General features: G+C 39.4%; 13 protein-coding genes. 8 read left to right on the forward strand and 5 right to left on the reverse strand.

Annotated elements, in window-relative coordinates; genetic code table 11:
- Positions 1–8 precede the first annotated feature (8 nt).
- The 3 genes from trkA to ABNR88_RS00650 are packed head-to-tail and all read right to left on the reverse strand — an operon-like array spanning position 9 to position 4139.
- A complete protein-coding gene (gene trkA / locus ABNR88_RS00640) occupies positions 9–1382 on the reverse strand; it encodes a Trk system potassium transporter TrkA (RefSeq protein WP_291928175.1) in 1374 nt (457 codons plus the stop codon).
- 2 nt (positions 1383–1384) lie between these two features.
- Entirely contained in the window at positions 1385–1960 is a 576-nt protein-coding gene (locus ABNR88_RS00645; protein ID WP_348669773.1) for a response regulator, read from the reverse strand.
- A 19-nt stretch (positions 1961–1979) separates the two neighbouring features.
- Positions 1980–4139: an ATP-binding protein gene (locus ABNR88_RS00650; RefSeq protein ID WP_291928180.1), complete on the reverse strand. Its 2160-nt coding sequence runs from the start codon at positions 4137–4139 to the stop codon at positions 1980–1982.
- 86 nt (positions 4140–4225) lie between these two features.
- Between ABNR88_RS00650 and ABNR88_RS00655 the strand changes: the two genes are divergently transcribed.
- The 8 genes from ABNR88_RS00655 to ABNR88_RS00690 all read left to right on the forward strand — a co-directional run bounded on the left by ABNR88_RS00655 (position 4226) and on the right by ABNR88_RS00690 (position 12631).
- Complete coding sequence (locus tag ABNR88_RS00655) at positions 4226–5269, forward strand: HRDC domain-containing protein (protein ID WP_291928183.1); 1044 nt, start codon at positions 4226–4228, stop codon at positions 5267–5269.
- Positions 5253–5783 (forward strand): inorganic diphosphatase, encoded by a 531-nt coding sequence (ppa, locus tag ABNR88_RS00660; RefSeq protein WP_291928186.1) that lies wholly within the window; start codon positions 5253–5255, stop codon positions 5781–5783. Before ABNR88_RS00655 ends, ppa begins: the two co-directional genes overlap by 17 nt.
- Before the next feature lie 3 nt (positions 5784–5786).
- Positions 5787–6362 (forward strand): 16S rRNA (guanine(966)-N(2))-methyltransferase RsmD, encoded by a 576-nt coding sequence (rsmD, locus tag ABNR88_RS00665; RefSeq protein WP_291928192.1) that lies wholly within the window; start codon positions 5787–5789, stop codon positions 6360–6362.
- Positions 6363–6387: 25 nt separating this feature from the next.
- Positions 6388–6867 (forward strand): pantetheine-phosphate adenylyltransferase, encoded by a 480-nt coding sequence (coaD, locus tag ABNR88_RS00670; protein ID WP_291928195.1) that lies wholly within the window; start codon positions 6388–6390, stop codon positions 6865–6867.
- A 79-nt stretch (positions 6868–6946) separates the two neighbouring features.
- On the forward strand, positions 6947–8857 hold the full coding sequence (gene dnaK / locus ABNR88_RS00675; protein WP_291928200.1) for a molecular chaperone DnaK: 1911 nt from the start codon (positions 6947–6949) through the stop codon (positions 8855–8857).
- 82 nt (positions 8858–8939) lie between these two features.
- Entirely contained in the window at positions 8940–10049 is a 1110-nt protein-coding gene (gene dnaJ, locus ABNR88_RS00680; protein WP_291928203.1) for a molecular chaperone DnaJ, read from the forward strand.
- 17 nt (positions 10050–10066) lie between these two features.
- A complete protein-coding gene (gene eno / locus ABNR88_RS00685; RefSeq protein ID WP_291928206.1) occupies positions 10067–11347 on the forward strand; it encodes a phosphopyruvate hydratase in 1281 nt (426 codons plus the stop codon).
- Between the two features lie 36 nt (positions 11348–11383).
- Positions 11384–12631, forward strand: a complete 1248-nt coding sequence (locus ABNR88_RS00690) for a CNNM domain-containing protein (RefSeq protein WP_291928208.1) — start codon at positions 11384–11386, stop codon at positions 12629–12631.
- On the opposite strand, the gene asd is transcribed toward ABNR88_RS00690, so the two are convergent.
- Positions 12623–13435, reverse strand: coding sequence for an archaetidylserine decarboxylase (asd, locus tag ABNR88_RS00695; protein WP_291928212.1), 813 nt, complete (start codon positions 13433–13435; stop codon positions 12623–12625). The two genes, ABNR88_RS00690 and asd, sit on opposite strands and share 9 nt — an antisense overlap.
- 16 nt (positions 13436–13451) lie before the next feature.
- Positions 13452–15134: a proline--tRNA ligase gene (locus ABNR88_RS00700; RefSeq protein ID WP_291928215.1), complete on the reverse strand. Its 1683-nt coding sequence runs from the start codon at positions 15132–15134 to the stop codon at positions 13452–13454.
- Positions 15135–15173 lie beyond the last annotated feature (39 nt).

Consider the following 15173-nt stretch of genomic DNA (forward strand, 5'->3'; position numbering starts at 1 on the left):
ATCCTAGTTTAATCTGAATAGCCTGCAAACATTTTTTCAACATCATGGATTTTATTAACATCTGTTAACACCAGAAGTACATGATCACCCTCTTCAATTACTAACTTTCTTGAACCCATAATAACTTCATTATCACGCACAATAGAGCCAACCACCACTCCGTCTGGCAGTTTGATTTCTTCAATGGATCTACCCACCACATCTGAATGCTGTTTATCGCCATGAACAATAACCTCAATCGCCTCTGATTTACCCTGACGTAAAGAATGCACCATCATTGTATCACCCTTGCGAATATGCGCCAAAATACCACTGGTGGTGATTTGGTCTGGTGAAATGACCATATCCACATCCTCACTTTGCTCAGCCAGATCTTCATAAACATTACGCTTAACTAGGGCGACGGTTTTATGTGCGCCCAGACGCTTTGCTAGAATAGAAACAATCACATTAATTTCATCAGAGTCGGTCAATGCCAAGAACAGATCAGTATTCTCAATCCCCTCTTCTAGCAACAACTCTTCATCAGAAGCATTGCCTCGCAACACTAACACATTGTCTAGTTCATCTGCAATCTTCTTAACTCGCTCTTGATTCATTTCAATGATGCGCACATGGTGATTTGACTCAAGATGTTTGGCTAAATTAAGGCCAATGCGACCACCACCGGCAATAATAATATTCCTATAAGACTTATCCAAGCGTCTAAATTCTTTCAACACTTTAGATACACCGCTTTTCTTGGTCACAAAGTAAACTCGGTCACCATCTTTAATAACGGTATCTCCATAGGCGGGAATGGCTCGACCATTGCGGTATAAACTCACAATACGCATACGGATCTTTGGTAGATGTTTATGCAACTCTTTGATTGGACGCCCCACAATAGGCGTACCAGCATAAGCGCGAGTTTCAACTAATTGCACCAATCCATTTTCAAATTCGAATACTTGCTCTGATCCTGGCTCCTCGACCACACGCTTAATGTAGTTAGTCACCAAGCCTTCAGGGGTGATAATAAAGTCAATAGGAATGGCATCATTGGAAAATAATTCTTTTCTGTGCAAGTATTCTGCTGTGCGAACGCGGGCAATTTTTTTGTCCACTTGATAAAGTGTATGTGCCATTTGACAAGCAAGCATATTGTCTTCATCAGACTTAGTTACCGCAATCACCATATTCATGTTGCGAATATCGGCATCTTCTAGAATATTAGGATATGAGGCTTGACCACAAATTGTTTTGATATCTAGATGACGTTGCAAGTCTAATAAGTTAGTCTCATCTTTATCAATAATGGTAATGTCGTTATCACTATCTTCACTAAGATATCTGGCCAATGTAGAGCCAACTTGGCCAGCACCTAAAATTAAAATTTTCATGATTAAGCCTTGTTTTTATCGATTCCTAAATCTTTTAATTTGCGATAGAGTGTTGTTCGCTCCAACCCTGCCAAAACTGCAACAGCAGCAATATTATGGTTATTTTCCTGCAAGTGATGATTAAAATACTCTTTTTCAAAAATATTTCTAGCCACCTTTAAAGGTGCGTCAAAATCAATCCCGGTAATATCATTGCTTTCAATCGCTCGCTCTGACAAAAGTCTACGCACTAATGGCAAGATGTCATGCAGGGGTTTTTTCAAGAAGTCAACCGCACCAATCTTAATGGCTTTCACCACATCTTTATGCTCTGCATGGCCTGACATCATAACAATAGGGGTTGAAAACCCTGCTTGAATCCACTCCTCTAGCAGTGACATGCCATCTTGGCCCGGCATCCAGACATCCATCATTACCAAGTCAAAATCTTGCTCTTGAATAATGGCTTTAGCTTGCTGAGCATTCGCCGCCAAACTCACCTGATAATTAACATCCTCTAAGGTATCCATCATGGTTTCTGCATTGATGCTTTCGTCATCAATAATTAGAATTCTGCCGATGATATTTGTTTCGTTCATTGTCTTTTCCCCTTTATCCTTATGCTTGATAATCAAATTCAATTGTAACCTTGGCGCCGTGTGGTTTTACATTGGCAGCAAATATTCGAGCATCGTGCTGTTCAACAATATTTTGAACAATGGCCATCCCCAAGCCACTACCTTTGACCTTGGTGGTGACATAAGGCTCGAAAACGCGATCTAACACTTCTTCATCAAACCCCTCACCATTATCCACCACACTTAAACGCACTATTTTTTTCTTAGGTAAATACTGCGTGGCGATCTTTACTTTGGTGTCACTATCAGGTGAGGATTCTGCCGAATTTTTAACTAGGTTAATTAACACTCTAGAAAGACTAACCGAATCTAGAAGTAGTAACGGAATGTCCTCAGCTAAGTTGAAGGTAATATCCAAACCTTCTTGTGAGTCATACAAAGAAATCGACTGATTTACAATTTCATTTAGGTTGCCCAGCTTTCGCTCAATTTGAGGGGTGTTAGCATAATCAGCAAAAGCGCTCACCATTAAGTCCATGGATTGCACTTGATCAATAATAGTGCTGGTAGTTTTGTCAATTACTTCTAGATCACGATCTTGCAAAGAGTTCATAAATCGATTACGCAGACGCTGTGCTGAGAGCAAAATAGGCGTCAATGGATTTTTAATTTCATGTGCCATACGCACAGCCACCTCACCCCAAGCAGCTTTCTTTTGGGCGCGATTAAGTCTGGAAATATCTTTAATGATAATCACGTAACCCAATGTTTTTTCATGACTTTCAAGCTTGGCACCCTGGCATGATAAAAGCAAATGCCGATCAAGCAAGCTTAGCTCAAGCTCCTCATTCCATTCACTTTGTTGTGCTTTAAACTTGTCAGCAGTTAATGCGAATAAAGCCGCCAGCTGTGGATATTTTTTGCTAATTTTTGAGCAATTTCCGCCCACAAAAGACTGCTCATTTTGAATGTTAAACATTTCTCCAATGATCGGATTAATCAGTCGAATATCTTTGTTTTTGTCCAATGCAATAACACCATAAGAATATTTTAGAATGGTTTCTAAATAAAGATTGTGCGTATCCAGACCCTCTTGAGAGGTTTTAATTTTTCTAGACATGATGTTAAATTGGTCAATCAATAAGCGCACATCATCGCTGTCTTTACTTTGTTCAATACGTACACCGTAATTACCTTTAGCCATTTCTCGAGTGGCAAGCGATAAATTATTAAGTGGTCTCATCAACTTCTCAATCATACGAAAAACCAGCATCAATGCACTTAATACGGCCAGTAAGATGGTGGAAGAGAAATCAATCATAAAACGTTTTTGCGTGATCGAGGTGTTTAAGTCAAAGTCAATATTTTTGGTTCTTTCAGTAAACGCTTCAACTTGAGATAAAAATCCTAACAACCCTGGGTCAGCTGCATATACCGCATCTACAACAAAAAAACCCTTGTCAGCTGATCGGGTAATAAAACGTGTGGACATTTTCACTTGGATAACGTTGGTCGCACTATCCTCGTTAATGGTTCTTGGCTGAGAGCCTGGTAATGGCTGATCTTCAACTGCCATACAATTGGACACATCAGCTGTTTTTGCGATAACTTCCTCTTGATCATCCAATAGGGTAATTTGACAAGCCCAACCTTTGTCAATTAAGCCCTCTAAAAAGACTTGCATACTCTGGCGATAGTTTTCCGACTCTTTCTTAAAATCACCAAATGAGGTAATGAGTGTTAACAGGCGTTTGGTTTGCTGTGTATAGCGCTCAGTTCTCACGGCTTGCACGCCTTCGTACAACCCATCTACTTGATGGATAAAGTTTTTACTAAAGGCATCAAAGGTATTTTCAGAATCAGCGACATTGTTTTGAATCGTTTGAAATGAAAATATATAAAACGACAACACCGGAACAATGACCAACATAGGTACAATTTTAATAAATGACCAGGTGAATTTTGAGCCAACAATGTCACTACCCATATCGCGCTTTAATCGACGTATATCGGTATAGATATAATAAATGGCAGTTATAGTTAAGACAACATTATAGCCAACCAAATATCCCCACCAATTTTCAATTAACTCAGGGTTTAGGCCCAAATAAAAGGTACCTGAAATAGATAGAATAAAGACTGACGCCCAAAACCAAGCGGGTGGCGATTTTATAAAGTTTTTTTGTTGACGGGTCGTCATTAACTATTATTATGCGATTGACTAATTGCTTGGAATTATCTCATAAATAAACCAGCAGTATCGTTACTTGTTGCTAAAATACAACAATGATTCAAACACAACAGCAACTAACCCATTTTCTTAGCTCTATCGAGACAGAGACGCACTTGGCCATTGATACTGAATTTAAACGTATTGATACCTTTTATCCTATTTTATGCCTGGTGCAAATCGCCACGCAGCACACTGCTGAATGTATTGATATTTTGGCTATTGAAGATCTTGAGCCGTTGTTTGATAAACTCTACCAGCCAGAGTGTGTCTGGATTGTACACTCAGCTCGTCAAGATATTGAAGCCTTATACTATCTTTCAAAACGCTTACCAATCCAGCTGTTTGACACCCAAATCGCCGCCCACTTTCTTAACCATCCGGCGCAAATTTCTTACCAAAATCTCACTGAAGTCTTACAAGGCATTGTACTAGATAAAGCCTATACACGCTTGGATTGGACCACACGTCCACTGCCAGAAGAGGCCATTGAATATGCACTAGACGATGTGCGTTATTTGATTAAAAATTATGCACAATTAAAGGATCAACTCACGACTGAGAATAAACTCAACTGGTTGATGCAAGACGGTTCAGATTTGGCAAATATCAATTTATACTCGCCAAATCTTGAACAAGCTTGGCAAAAAATAAAAGGCTTATCACGCCTACCAAAAAGTAGCCACCAAAAAGCTGCACAACTCGCTGCTTGGCGAGAGTCACAAGCTATTGAGCGCAACAAACCTAGAAAATGGATTATGAGTGATGATCAACTCATTGATCATAGCCTTAATAAAGCAAAGATGTCTGATCAAGAGAAAACACACTTTGATGAGTTTTTATCTCAACAAACCCAGCTAGTGCAAACACGTATTCAGATTGATACACACCAAGTGCCTAGCAAAAGTGAAAAACAACAAAAAAATGAACTGCAAAAACTCATCAAAAAAATCGCAGTTCAGTATAATCTAGACGAAACGATTATCGCTAATGGTAAAACATTAATGAAATTTATTCGTGGCGACCAATCAGTTAGTTTTTTAACCGGTTGGCGCCATCACATTCTAAAAGAGGAGTTGGAAAATGCAAAACAGTCTTAAACCCGTATCGGCAGGAAACTTACCTGAAGAGGTTAATGTTATTATTGAAATCCCGGCAAATTCATCGCCAGTAAAATATGAAATCGATAAAGAAACTGGCGCCATGTTCGTTGATCGCTTCATTTCTACACCGATGTTCTACCCGTGTAATTATGGCTTTGTTCCAGAAACCCTAGCGGACGACGGTGATCCGGCTGATGTTTTAGTCATCACCCCTTTTCCACTAATTCATGACTCAGTTATCACTGCTCGCCCGATTGGCGTACTGCGTATGACTGATGAAGCTGGTAAGGACTCAAAAATCTTAGCCGTACCAACGGATAAACTTTGTAAGTCATATCACGATATTAAATGTATTGATGATGTTGGCGCAAATCTTAAAGATCAAATCGAGCATTTCTTCCGCTACTACAAAGACCTAGACGCTGGCAAGTGGGTTGAAATTGATGGCTGGGGCGATGCACAAGAAGCTAAAAAAGAATTGCAAGAATCTTACGACGCATATCGCAAGTAACTTTTGAGTAAAGCCACCAATCAATTTCAAATAATTGGTGGAGAGCATCGGGGTAGAAAATTTAGCTTTCCTGATGCACCTGGTCTAAGACCCACCCCAAACAAAGTTCGAGAAACCTTATTTAACTGGATTCAGTTTGAATTGAGTAATAAGGTTTTTTTGGATTTATTTGCGGGCAGTGGTGCACTAAGTTTTGAAGCAATCTCTCGAGGTGCTGGACAAGTTATCAGTCTTGAAAAAGATTCAAATGCCTTTCAAAATTTAGAAAAAAATCGGAAAAACTTAAAATCGGATAATCATCGAGTTATTCACGGTGATGCTTTGGATTTTTTATCCAAAAAACCCTCGCAAACCTTTGATTTTGTCTTACTTGACCCACCTTTTCATCAAAAAATCCTAGAAAATACGCTAAATCGCCTCTCAGCAGGTGGTTTTTTGACTTTAGGATGCAAACTCTATATAGAATCTGAGTTTGCCATTACTGATGTTTTTTTAAATCAAGAAATTTCGCAAAAAATCAAAATCAACCAACAAAAACACTCAGGACAAGTACACTATTGCCTAATTGAGGTATTATGAGTCTAAATTTCCACTAAGTACACTTATGACAAAAAAAATCGCCATTTATCCAGGTTCTTTTGATCCGATTACCAATGGCCATATTGATCTGATTAAACGTGCTAGCAAGCTGTTTGATGAAGTAATTATTGGCATTACTCAAAATAGTAAAAAGTCTGCTTTTTTGACCATTGAGGAGCGCATTAGCCTTTCTAAAGAAATCTTAAAGGATATTGATAACATTAAAGTACTGAGCTTTAACACCCTCTTGGTTGACTTCGCTCAATCACAAAATGCTCAAGTTATCTTGCGTGGCTTGCGTGCGGTGAGTGATTTTGAGTACGAATTCCAACTCTCTGGCATGAACAAACATTTAAATACCAATATCGAAACTCTGTTCATGACACCGGCAGAACAATACGCCAATATCTCTTCTTCACTGGTTAGAGAAATTTTATCCTTAGGAGGTGATGTTAGTCACTTCGTGCCTGAAACTGTGGAAAAACTACTTAAATCACGTCTTTAATTTTTTTACCCTTCTACTGCTTGAATTAAAAATACTTACCCCTATATAGGGGGTATATCAAATACAAGGAGTAAGAAAAATGTCAAAGATTATCGGTATTGACTTAGGAACAACAAATTCGTGTGTGGCCATTATGGATGGTAGCAACATTAAGATTATTGAAAATTCAGAAGGTGATCGCACCACCCCATCAATCATCGCTTTTCCAAAAGATTCAGAAGAAGTTTTAGTTGGTCAGTCTGCAAAGCGTCAAGCAGTAACCAACCCTGAAAACACTCTGTACGCCATTAAGCGTTTAATCGGTCGTCGTTTTGAAGAAGATGCAGTGCAAAAAGATATCGATCTTGTGCCTTATAAAATTGTTAAAGCTGACAATGGCGATGCTTGGGTTGAAGTTAACGGCACTAAAATGGCAGCACCAGAAATCTCAGCAAAAGTTATTGGCAAAATGAAAAAAACAGCTGAAGACTACCTGGGTGAAACAGTAACAGAAGCAGTTATTACTGTTCCTGCTTACTTTAACGATTCACAACGTCAAGCAACTAAAGATGCAGGTAAGATTGCCGGTCTTAATGTCAAGCGTATTATTAATGAGCCAACAGCAGCAGCATTGGCTTATGGTGTAGACAAACTTACTGGTGACAAAACCGTTGCTGTTTATGATTTAGGTGGCGGTACATTTGATGTATCAATCATTGAAATGGAAGATATCGATGGTGAAAAACACTTTGAAGTATTATCCACTAATGGCGATACATTCTTAGGTGGTGAAGATTTTGACCAACGCATTATCGGCTATTTAGTTGAAGAATTTGAAAAAGAGCAAGGCGTTAACTTAAAGAACGATCCAATGGCTCTTCAGCGCTTAAAAGAAGCAGCAGAAAAAGCCAAGATTGAATTATCTTCATCTGAGCAAACAGAAGTAAACCTTCCATATGTAACGGCTGATGCTTCTGGTCCTAAGCACATGAATATTAAAATTACACGTGCCAAGCTAGAGTCGTTAGTAGCAGATTTAATTCAACGCTCAATTGATCCTTGTCAAATCGCACTAAATGATGCTGACCTTTCAGCTAGTGACATTGATGAAGTGATCATTGTTGGTGGCTCAACACGTATGCCTAAGGTGCAGGAAAAAGTACAAGAATTTTTCGGCAAAGAGCCTAAAAAAGATGTCAACCCAGATGAAGCAGTTGCAATGGGTGCGGCAATCCAGGCGGGTGTATTAGGTGGCGATGTTAAGGATGTGTTACTACTTGACGTAACACCATTATCTCTAGGTATTGAGACTATGGGTGGTGTGATGACTAAGCTAATTGAAAAGAATACAACCATTCCAACAAATGCTTCGCAAACTTTCTCAACTGCGGCTGATAATCAGTCTGCTGTTACTGTTCATGTACTACAAGGTGAGCGTGAAGTAGCAAGTGCTAACAAATCTCTAGGGCAATTCAACCTAGAAGGTATTGATGCAGCACCTAAAGGAACGCCTCAAATTGAGGTAACACTAGACATTGACTCTGATGGTATTTTGAATGTTTCTGCTAAGGATAAAAACACTGGCAAAGAGCAATCAATCACAATTAAGGCATCAAGTGGCTTGAGTGATGAAGAAGTTGAAAAAATGATTAAAGATGCTGAAGCGCATGCAGATGAAGATAAAAAATTCCAAGAATTAGTTACTTCTAAAAACATGGCAGATTCTTTAATCCACTCTACCAAGCAAACCTTAGAAGAGCTTAAAGAAGAAGTATCTGAAGATGAAAAAACTTCAATTGAAGCAGCGATTACCGAGCTTGAAGAAGCTGTTAAAGGCGATGATAAGGAAGCTATTGATGCCAAATCACAAGCGTTAACTGAAAAAGCACAGCCTCTAGCTGAAAAAGCACAAGCCAAAGCTGGATCAGCTGACGGCAGTGCTTCACAAGCAACGGATGCAGGCGATGATGTGGTTGATGCAGACTTTGAAGAAGTTAAAGACGACAAGTAGTCTTTAAGATCTAAATCAATCACTAACCTTCTTCAGATCTGAGTATTTGAAGAAGGTTTTTTAACTTTATAAAAAGGTAGTTATGTCACAAAGAGATTATTATGACGTTCTAGGTGTTGAAAAAGGCGCAGATAAGAAGCAAATTAAAAAGGCTTACAAACGCTTGGCCATGAAACATCACCCTGACCGGAATACAGACGATAAAGAAGCGGCTGAAGAAAAATTTAAAGAAATTCAAAAAGCTTACGCCATTCTTTCAGACGAGCAAAAACGTCAAGCTTACGACCAATTTGGTCATGCAGGTGTTGATGGTAGTGCTGGCGCTGGTGGATTTGGTGGTGGAGGCGGTTTTGGCGGCGGTGGTTTTGGCGATATTTTTGGCGATATTTTTGGTGGCGGCGGCCATCAGCAAGCAGACAATCGTGGCTCTGATCTACGCTACGACTTAGAAGTTGACCTAAAAGAAGCGGCCGAAGGCACAACAGTTAAGATTCGCATTCCTAAAAATGAGACTTGCGATACTTGTTCTGGCACAGGCGCCAAACCGGGTACCAGTGTTAATACTTGTGGCACTTGCCATGGCGCCGGACAGGTGCAAATGCAACAAGGATTTTTTGCTGTTCAACGCCCTTGCCCGACTTGTTCTGGCACAGGTCAAAAAATTGAATCTCCGTGTGGCACGTGTCGTGGCCAAGGCGTGGTGCGCAAACAAAAAACGTTATCGGTCAAGATTCCAGCAGGTGTTGATACGGGCAACCGTATTCGTCTTAGCGGCGAAGGTGAAGCCGGTGTTCGCGGGGGTCAAAGTGGTGATTTGTACGTAGAAGTACATGTTAGACCACATGAAATCTTCCAGCGTGAAGGTAGTGATTTGTATTGTGAGGTGCCTATTGATTTTGTAACCGCTTCATTAGGTGGCTCAATTGAAGTACCGACACTCAGCGGAAAATTAAAAATTAAAATTCCAGCTGGCACTCAAACTGGCAAACAGTTCAGACTACGAGGAAAAGGTATTACCGCTATTCGTAGTAGTGGAACAGGTGATTTAATTTGCCAAGTTAAATTGGAAACACCGGTCAACCTAAGTAAAAAACAAAAACAACTATTAGAGGAATTTTCTGACTCATGTGGCAAGAAACATCACCCTGAGTCAGACTCATTTTTTGGTAAAATGAAATCATTCTTCGAATAAAAATAATAGGAATCAGTGTGAAAATTAAGCAAATCAAAGCAAGAGAAATCTTAGACTCTAGAGGCAACCCAACCATTGAAGCAGATGTTATTCTTGATGATGGCACTATTGGTAGTGCTATGGTGCCTTCTGGCGCTTCAACAGGTCAACGTGAGGCTTTAGAATTGCGTGATGGTGACAAATCTCGTTACCTAGGCAAGGGTGTTTTAAAGGCAGTAGAATTTGTTAATACTGAAATTAATGAAACTCTTATTGGTTTTGGTATTGAAGATTTAAGCAAGATTGATCAAGCCATGATTGACCTAGACGGCACTGAAACAAAATCAAGATTGGGTGCTAATGCCATTTTAGCTGTATCACTTGCTTCAGCACATGCTAACGCTAATAGACAGCACAAGCCTTTATATGATTCACTTGACCAAGGTGATGACTATCAGCTACCTGTGCCGATGATGAATATTATCAATGGTGGTGAGCACGCTAATAATAGCGTTGATATCCAAGAATTTATGATTATTCCTGCTGGCGCGCCAAGCTTTAAAGAAGCACTACGCTATGGCGCTGAAGTATTCCATCACTTAAAATCAGTCTTAGAAGCTCAAGGCATGAACACAGCTGTGGGTGACGAGGGTGGCTTTGCACCCGATCTTGCATCAAATGAAGATGCCCTTAAAGTAATCTTAGAGGCAATTGCCAATGCTGGATACACAGCAGGAAAAGATATTTTTATCGGTATTGATGCAGCCAGTTCTGAATTTTACAAAAATGGCACTTACAATCTTGTTTCAGAAAACAGATCCCTAACTTCACAAGAGTTTGTTGATTACCTGGCCAACTGGGTTGAAAACTACCCTATTATTTCAATCGAAGATGGTATGGATGAAAATGACTGGGAAGGTTGGGATTTACTCACTAAAAAAGTAGGCGACAAAGTACAACTGGTTGGTGATGATTTATTTGTAACTAATAGCAAAATTTTAAAACAAGGCATAGATAACAACATTGCCAACTCTATCCTAATCAAGGTTAACCAGATTGGTACGCTTACTGAAACGTTTGCAGCCATGGATATGGCTGATGCAGCAGGCTATACAGCAGTTATGTCTCACCGATCTGGTGAAACTGAAGATACCACCATTGCTGATTTGGCCGTTGCAACGGGTTGCGGCCAAATCAAAACTGGCTCTTTATCGCGCTCTGATCGATTGGCAAAATACAATCGTCTTTTGCGCATTGAAGAGCAATTAGGTGCTAAAGCGATCTATCCAGGGCTTGATGCTTTTAAACATTTAAATTAAACTAAGCTTTAACTTATTCAACCAAACCACAACTGATTGGAATCACTTTCAACTTTTTGGCTTAGTGTCCTGCTTTTTGGCTTGATACTAGTCTCTGCTTTTTTCTCTTCTACTGAAACGTCGATGATGGCGATTAATCGTTATCGTCTAAAGGCTTTAAGCGCTACCAACAAAAATGCCAAAAGAACTGAGCATTTATTAAAAGACACAGACCATCTAATTGGCACTATCTTACTGGGCAATAATTTTGTTAATATTTTTGCCTCCAGTATTGCCACCATTCTAGCTATTAAGCTTTGGGGAGAGGATTCTATTGTCTTGGCATCACTTACACTCACCTTTGTTATCTTGGTTTTTGCTGAAACCACACCAAAAACTTTTGCCGCTAAAAATCCAGAAAAAGTCGCCCTACCGGCCTCGATTATTATTAGCGCACTAATCAAACTTTTTAAGCCCTTTGTTTGGATTATTTCACAAATTTCAACTCTTATTCTAAAATTATTTGGCATTCATACTCATCAACAAAATGATGATATTAGCTCTGAAGAATTACGCATGGTGGTGAGTAACGCCAAGCCTGTTATTGCTTCAAATTACCAAAAAATGCTGCTCAACATCATTGATTTAGAAAAAGTAAAAGTTGAAGACATTATGATTCCTAGACATGAGCTTATCAGTGTTGACATCAATAAACCTGATGAAATCCTAAAGCAATTTGAGCGCATTCAACATACTCGCCTGCTTACCTATGACGGCTCTAGTGACAACATTACAGGTGTGCTACATATGCGTGACATTGTCAACCTTTATGCTAAAGGAGAATTTAGTATGGACAACGTTTTGGCGCTAGTTCGATCTCCTTACTTTGTCCCTGAAGGCACTTCTCTTGCACATCAGCTTGAGCATTTTCAAACTCAAAAAAGACGTTTAGGCTTAATTGTTGATGAGTATGGAGAGGTTCGCGGGTTGATCGTGCTTGAGGATATCTTAGAAGAAATTGTAGGGCAGTTTACCTCCAATCAAAATGAATGCATCGATGAGATTAGTTTGCAAGAGGATGGAAGCTATCTGGTTGATCCTAGAATTAGCGTGCGAGAGTTAAACGCACTCCTTAATGTTCAGCTACCGAGTGCAAAAGCCAAAACCCTAAACGGTCTTATTTTGGAAGAATTACAAACCATTCCAAAGCGAGATGTTAGTCTAAAAATTGGAAAAATTTTAGTTGAAATTTTACAAATATCTGATCAAGCAATTAAATTAGTCAAACTCACTAAACTAAATTAAAGATTCACCCATTCGAACTGCCTGTCCGGGGTTTAAATTTAACAGGTTTTTCTGATTTGGCATTAGCATTATAATGGTCGAACCCATATTAAAGCGCCCCATCTCTTCGCCTTTTTTGAGCTCAATATTTTGGTCTGAATAATCAAAATGCTGGACTTGCTTTTGATAAGGCGGGTTAATTTGACCTGCCCAAACCGTTTGCATAGAGCCAACAAAAATAGCACCTACTAAAATAAAAGCACATAAGCCGAATTGAGTTTGAAAATAACACACGACTCGCTCATTTCTAGCAAACAAATTATCCACACCTTCGACAGTTGCCTTATTCACTGAAAACAAGTCGCCAGGAATATAATCCATAGAAATCAACTTGCCATCATAAGGCATATGAATACGATGATAGTCTTTTGGTGACAGGTATATTGTGGCAAACAGACCTGCATCAAACTGATCGGCGCGATAATCTCCAGCTAATAATGCTGAAACCGTATAGTAATGATTTTTAGCCTGAAAAATTGTTGCATGGCTAATATTGTCAGCTTGTGAAACCACTCCATCAACAGGACTCACAATGTCACTCAAGCCAATTTCACGCGCACCAGGCTTAAGTGCACGAGTAAAGAAATCATTAAAATGCTTATAATCTTCAACATTCTCACGCACTGCTTCAGATAGATCAACACCATAAGATTTTATGATCCAGCGAGTAAAAGTGTTTTTTATCCAAGCATTTTCAATACGCGCAAAACGAAACATAAGCTTTGATAAAGCGTGCTGGGGAATAATGTGTTGCCACCAAGTCATAATATATCCTTCAGTATTAAGCTAACTTAGACTGAATAAAACTCAAAGCCTCACTGTAGACAACTTCAATTTTATCAGCACGATTTCTCGCCTTGTACTCAACATTGCCATTATCTGCATGCGTATCACTCAGCACCATTCTATGTGGAATGCCTAACAATTCAGAATCTGCAAACATAATACCAGCTCGCTCTTTACGGTCATCTAGTAACACCTCAATGCCCGCTTCTAGACACTGTTGATATAAACTATCGGCCAAGTCTTTCACTCGAGTTGATTTGTTGTAATTAATCGGTACGATGACCACTTGGAACGGCGCAATGGCTTCGGGAAAAATAATACCACGATCATCATAATTTTGCTCAATAGCTGCTGCAATCACACGCGTAACTCCGATACCGTAACAGCCCATAGTGGTGGTTACCGCTTTGCCAGATTCGCCAATCACGTTAGCTTTCATAGCTTTAGAATACTTATCGCCCAATTGAAAAATATGGCCCACTTCAATGCCACGTTTGATCACTAATTTTCCTTGTCCATCTGGAGACTCATCACCTTCAAGCGCATTACGCAAATCAGCTTCAACAAACTCAACACCTTGCCAATTAGCGCCAATTAAATGCTGATCCCACTCATTAGCACCACAAACAAAATCACATAAAATACTGGCCGAATAGTCAGCTATTAGCTCAATGCTTAAGCCTTTGATGCCAATAAATCCTTTTTTAAGGCCTAATGACTTAATTTCTTCATCGGTTGCCAGTTCAAATTCACCCAATAAATTATGCGCTTTAATTTCGTTTAACTCATGATCGCCGCGAAGGGCTAATGCCTTAAATCCGCCTGCTGTTTTAACAATTAATGTTTTAATGCACTGAGAACGCTCTACTTTCAAAAATTCAGAGACTTGTTCAATACTGGTTTTTTTCTTAGTTAAAACAGATTCTTGTTGTGCTGTTGGTGTGCAAGTTTGGGCTTGCTTGGTAAAAGCAACTTTTTCAATATTAGCGGCATAACCCGATTCATCAGAAAAACAAATTGCATCTTCGCCACTATCCGCTAACACATGAAACTCATGAGAAGCATCACCACCAATAGAGCCAGAATCTGCCAACACAGGTCGATAATCAAGCCCTAGACGATCAAAAATACGACAATAGGTTTGGTGCATTAAATCGTATGTTTGTTGCAATGAATCCTGATCTAAATGAAAGGAATAGGCATCTTTCATGATAAATTCACGTGAGCGCATCACGCCAAATCGAGGGCGAATTTCATCCCTGAATTTAGTTTGAACTTGGTAAAAACTCATTGGCAACTGCTTATAACTACGAATATACTGAGCGGCTAAATTGGTAATAACTTCTTCATGTGTCGGGCCTAGGCAAAAATCACGGCCATGGCGATCATTAAAACGTAATAATTCTGGACCATATTCGTGCCAACGGCCTGATTCTTGCCAAAGCTCTGCCGGTTGTGTTACTGGCATTAACACCTCTTGAGAGCCTGATTTATCCATTTCTTCACGAATGATATTTTCAACTTTTTTAAGCACTCTTACACCCATGGGCAAATACGAATACAAGCCTGAAGCCAGCTTAGAAATAAGGCCGGACCGGATCATTAATTGGTGCGAGATAATTTGCGCATCATTCGGCGCTTCTTTTTGCGTTGGAATTAACAGTTGTGTGGTTTTCATATAAAATGAATTGGTGCTTTTAAATAATTATGCTAATTT

The sequence above is a fragment of the uncultured Candidatus Thioglobus sp. genome, from assembly GCF_963981275.1.
In the GTDB taxonomy this organism is placed as follows: Bacteria; Pseudomonadota; Gammaproteobacteria; order PS1; family Pseudothioglobaceae; genus Thioglobus_A.

Coding starts and splice junctions, on each gene's coding strand:
- trkA (WP_291928175.1), bottom strand. CDS start 1,382: ATGAAAATTTTAATTTTAGGTGCTGGCCAAGTTGGCTCTACATTGGCC.
- ABNR88_RS00645 (WP_348669773.1), bottom strand. CDS start 1,960: ATGAACGAAACAAATATCATCGGCAGAATTCTAATTATTGATGACGAA.
- ABNR88_RS00650 (WP_291928180.1), bottom strand. CDS start 4,139: ATGACGACCCGTCAACAAAAAAACTTTATAAAATCGCCACCCGCTTGG.
- ABNR88_RS00655 (WP_291928183.1), top strand. CDS start 4,226: ATGATTCAAACACAACAGCAACTAACCCATTTTCTTAGCTCTATCGAG.
- ppa (WP_291928186.1), top strand. CDS start 5,253: ATGCAAAACAGTCTTAAACCCGTATCGGCAGGAAACTTACCTGAAGAG.
- coaD (WP_291928195.1), top strand. CDS start 6,388: ATGACAAAAAAAATCGCCATTTATCCAGGTTCTTTTGATCCGATTACC.
- dnaK (WP_291928200.1), top strand. CDS start 6,947: ATGTCAAAGATTATCGGTATTGACTTAGGAACAACAAATTCGTGTGTG.
- dnaJ (WP_291928203.1), top strand. CDS start 8,940: ATGTCACAAAGAGATTATTATGACGTTCTAGGTGTTGAAAAAGGCGCA.
- asd (WP_291928212.1), bottom strand. CDS start 13,435: ATGACTTGGTGGCAACACATTATTCCCCAGCACGCTTTATCAAAGCTT.
- ABNR88_RS00700 (WP_291928215.1), bottom strand. CDS start 15,134: ATGAAAACCACACAACTGTTAATTCCAACGCAAAAAGAAGCGCCGAAT.